Source organism: Rhodoferax sp. (genome assembly GCF_023701345.1).
In the GTDB taxonomy this organism is placed as follows: domain Bacteria; phylum Pseudomonadota; class Gammaproteobacteria; order Burkholderiales; family Burkholderiaceae_C; genus Rhodoferax.
This window is the reverse complement of sequence record NZ_JAMPXE010000199.1, coordinates 1-3877: the sequence shown is the minus strand read 5'-3', so window position 1 is coordinate 3877 and position 3877 is coordinate 1. Positions and strand designations below refer to the sequence as shown.

Here is a 3877-nt window from a genome sequence, read left to right as displayed (position 1 = left end):
CGATGCCGCCACGCTGCAGCGTTTTGGCCGCCTGGCGCGCTACTGGGAACTGCTGGCCAATTCCGGGCGTTTTGCGCAAACGCTGCCGCTGTTGCTGCACACGCCGCCTTCCAACGGTACAGCGGGTAAGTCGCCGTTCTGGTGTTTCATGGTGTTCTCGAACTGGCTGTGGCAGCGCCAGGGCAGCACCCACCGGCTAACCCCGGAGGCGCTGGTGGACGCCTTGTTTGACTACCTCGGTCAGCACCTGCCGCCCGCTGTTGTGCGCCAGGCCCTGCTGGCGGACTACGTCGCCAGCGGCGCGCGCGCCAATCCGCAGGCACTGCATGGCCTGTTGCCGCGGCGGGCAGCGTCGCCGGCCAGGGCCAGCCGCACCCTGGCGACCCGGCAGGAGCGCCACCGCGTGCCTGCCCCGTTACCATTGCCGTCATGAAAAAGAACGCCCTGGCCGCCCATGCCGCCTGCCCCTGTGACAGCGGCCTGACCTACGGCGACTGTTGCGGCCGCTGGCATGCGGGTTTGGCGCAAGGCGTGCACGCGCCCACGCCCGAGGCGCTGATGCGCGCGCGTTACAGCGCTTACGGGTTGGGCCTGATCGACTACCTGCTGGCCAGCTGGCACCCGTCCACTTCGCCCGGCGAGCTGGAACTGCCGCCGCTCAAATGGCTGGGGCTGGAAGTGCGCCACGCGCAGGCCACGGGCGACGCCGGGGTGGTGGAATTTGTCGCGCGTTACCGCGACAGCGGGCGCGGTGGGCGCATGCACGAGATCAGCCGGTTTGTGTTTGAGGACGGGCGCTGGCTGTATATTGATGGCGACCAGGTGGGGCCGGACTGAGCCTGTTTTGGGCGATGCTGCGTTGCACCAGCACCGGGCGTGACGCGCTTTTCGTTAAAATCAGGCGCGCGACAAGGGCCGCCGGTCCATCGGTGTCGGTTTTGTCACTCTGCCCACCTAACCACATTGATCTTTCCCATGCCCGAACTGACTCCGCCAGAATCTTCCCCAACCGCTGATGCGGCCTTGCTACTTGAAGTCGCTGAACTGGTGGTGAGCGCCTTGAACCTGGACGTTGCCGCGGCCGACGTGCAAGCCGATGAACCCCTGTATGGCGACGGTTTGGGGCTGGACTCCATCGACATCCTGGAAATTGCACTCGTGGTCTCCAAGCGCTACGGCCTGCAACTGCGCGCGGGCCAGGAAGACAACCACGCCATCTTCCTGTCGCTGCGCAGTCTGAGCAACCACATCGCGGCCCAGCGTACCCGGTGAAAACCGAATTGGCGACACGGCTCAAGCAAGCCGTTCGTTGGGGCGGCCTGTTGGCCCTGGGAGTCGCCTATGCGGTGCTGTCGCATCGGGCCGCCGCGTCAGCCGCGCCCGATCTGCAGGGCGCCCTGGTTGCGCTGGCGCCCCTGCTCGGGCTGGGCTTCCTGCTGGCCTGGCGTTCGCAGCAGCGCGCGCTCATGCTGGTCCTGTGGCTGGCGGCATGCGCCGTGATTTATGGCGTCAAGAGTTGGCTGGTGGCCCATTACAACTGGGTCTTTTTGCTGCAGCATGCAGGCACCTATGCGCTGTTGTGCCTGGCCTTTGGCAAAACCCTGCGGCGTGGCGGCACACCCATGATTTCGCGCTTTGCCAGCATCGTGCACGGCAGCCTGACGCCGGCGCTGGCGCGCTACACGCGCGCGGCCACCTGGAGCTGGACCCTTTATTTCGGCGCCACCGCAGGGCTGTCGCTGCTGCTGTTCTGGCTCGCGCCGGTTGCCATCTGGTCAACGTTTGCCAACCTGCTGGGCATGCCGCTGCTGGGCTTGATGTTTGCGGGTGAGTATGCGGCGCGCTGTTATGTGTTGCCGGCTTCCGAGCGCGCCGGGCCGCTGGCGGCGATTCGCGCTTACCGGCAGGTGAGCGCGCAAGACAAGGCGCGCCGACCATGAGCAGCTTCCCGCTCGTCACGCACCCGCGCGCGCAAGACATCCTGGCTTACGGCCCCGCCGGGCCGATCACCGTGGCGCATTTTCTGGCCGATGTCAGGCAGTTGGCGGCAGATTTGCCACCAGGCCGGCACGTTCTCAACGTTTGCGTCGACCGCTACCGGTTCGCCGTCGGCGTGGCCGCGGCCTTGCTGGCCGACAAGATCAGCCTGCTGCCGCCCACGCTCACGCCAGAAATGATGCGCCAGGTCAAGCACTTTGCGCCCGACGTGTTTTGCCTGGCAGACCAGCCGCAGGCCTTTGACCTGCCCCAGTTGGCGTGGACGGGCGCGCAGGCCGCTGCCGCAGCGGCAGCGGATGCCGCCAGCGCCACCTATGACGTTCCCGACATCCCGGCCGCGCGCACGGCGGCCATCGTGTTCACGTCCGGCTCGACCGGCACGCCGGTGGCGCACCCGAAAAGCTGGGGCGGGCTGGTGCGCAGCGTGCGGGCCGAAGCCGCCCGCCTGGGGCTGCTCGACGGCAGGCGCCACAGCATTGTGGCCACGGTGCCGCCGCAGCACATGTTTGGCTTTGAGTCCTCGGTGCTGCTGGCGCTGCAAAGCGGCTCAGCCCTGAGTGCGGCCCATCCGTTTTACCCGGCCGACATCTGCGCGGTGCTCGCGCAATCGCCGCGCCCGTGCCTGCTGGTCACCACGCCCCTGCATTTGAAGGTCCTGCTGGCGGCGGGGCTGGACATTCCCGCCCCCGACCTGGTCCTGTCGGCCACGGCGCCCATGCCACCGCAACTGGCGCTGGCCGTCGAGGCGCGCCTGCAGGCGCCCTTGTTTGAAATCTACGGTTCGACCGAGACCGGCATGATCGCGACCCGGCGCACCACCCAGACTACCGAATGGTCGTTGTTCCCGGGGGTCGCGCTCAGCGTTTCACAGGGGCGTACCTGGGCCTCGGGCGGGCATGTTGAGTCGCCCATGCCGATGGCGGACGAGCTCGAACTTTTGAGTTCCGAGCGTTTTCTGCTGCATGGCCGCAGCGCCGATCTCATCAACATCGCGGGCAAACGCAGCTCGCTCGACTACCTGAACCATCAGCTCAATGCCATTCCGGGCGTGATCGACGGCGCGTTTTTCATGCCCGCCGAGCATGACGACGTCAGCGTGACGCGCCTGATGGCCTTTGCCGTGGCGCCCGGCATGAAAGCGAGCACCCTGCTGGCGGCGTTGCGGCAACGCATCGACGCGGTGTTCATTCCCAGGCCGCTGGTGCTGCTGGCGGCGCTGCCGCGCAACAGCACCGGCAAATTGCCGCGCGACGCCTTGCAGGCACTGGCATCCCGGCATCAGCGCCAAGGAACGCCCCATGCAATTTGAGACCACGTTTGTCATCGCGCCGGACCATCCGGCGTTTGCCGGCCATTTTCCGGGGACGCCGATTGTGCCGGGCGTGGTTTTGCTTGACGCCGTCATCCATGCGCTGCTGCCAACCGGGCGACCCGCAGCAGCCGGGGACGGCTTTGATACGACGCCGCTCTGCCAGATCAGCGCTGCCAAGTTTCTGAGCCCGGTCGGCCCCGGCGAAATCCTGACGCTGTTGCTCACCCCCGGCGCCTCGGGCAGCACCCGCTTCGATATCTCCAGCGGCCAGCGCAAAGTCGCCACCGGCACGCTGGCGTTGCCACCGTCTGCGCCATGACAACGCAGCAGCAGGCCGCGCCGGCCGGCAGCACTGAATGGCAGCAGCGCCCCGAGCGCAGCAGCCTGTTCATGCTGCGCCTGATGACCTGGCTGTCGCTGCGCTTGGGCCGACGCGCGAGCCGCGTGGTGCTTTACGCGATCGCGGCTTACTTCCTGGCGTTTGCGCCGACCGCGCGTCGCATGTCACGCGATTATTTGCGGCGGGTGCTGCAACTGCCGACGCCCGCATCGGTCGGCTGGCGCCAT

General features: G+C 67.3%; 5 protein-coding genes and 2 pseudogenes. All 7 read left to right on the top strand.

Translation table 11 applies throughout. The features are described 5' to 3' along the window. Positions 1–433: pseudogene (locus NDI87_RS16920) on the top strand (B12-binding domain-containing radical SAM protein); the annotation flags it as partial. Continuing rightward, positions 430–837 carry a YchJ family protein gene (locus NDI87_RS16915; protein WP_296276751.1) on the top strand — a complete coding sequence of 136 codons (408 nt, stop codon included), beginning with the start codon at positions 430–432 and terminating at the stop codon, positions 835–837. The pseudogene NDI87_RS16920 and the gene NDI87_RS16915, both read left to right, overlap by 4 nt. Before the next feature lie 138 nt (positions 838–975). Next, complete coding sequence (locus NDI87_RS16910; RefSeq protein WP_296276749.1) at positions 976–1272, top strand: phosphopantetheine-binding protein; 297 nt, start codon at positions 976–978, stop codon at positions 1270–1272. Then, the gene (locus NDI87_RS16905) at positions 1269–1940 is read left to right on the top strand and encodes a hypothetical protein (protein WP_296276747.1); all 672 of its coding nucleotides are present in this window, start codon (positions 1269–1271) and stop codon (positions 1938–1940) included. The genes NDI87_RS16910 and NDI87_RS16905 overlap by 4 nt, the downstream gene beginning before the upstream one ends. Beyond that, positions 1937–3307: an AMP-binding protein gene (locus NDI87_RS16900; RefSeq protein WP_296276746.1), complete on the top strand. Its 1371-nt coding sequence runs from the start codon at positions 1937–1939 to the stop codon at positions 3305–3307. Before NDI87_RS16905 ends, NDI87_RS16900 begins: the two co-directional genes overlap by 4 nt. Beyond that, positions 3297–3629, top strand: coding sequence for a 3-hydroxyacyl-ACP dehydratase (locus NDI87_RS16895; RefSeq protein WP_296276744.1), 333 nt, complete (start codon positions 3297–3299; stop codon positions 3627–3629). The genes NDI87_RS16900 and NDI87_RS16895 overlap by 11 nt, the downstream gene beginning before the upstream one ends. After that, a pseudogene (locus tag NDI87_RS16890) lies at positions 3626–3877 on the top strand (acyl-CoA synthetase); the annotation flags it as partial. The gene NDI87_RS16895 and the pseudogene NDI87_RS16890, both read left to right, overlap by 4 nt.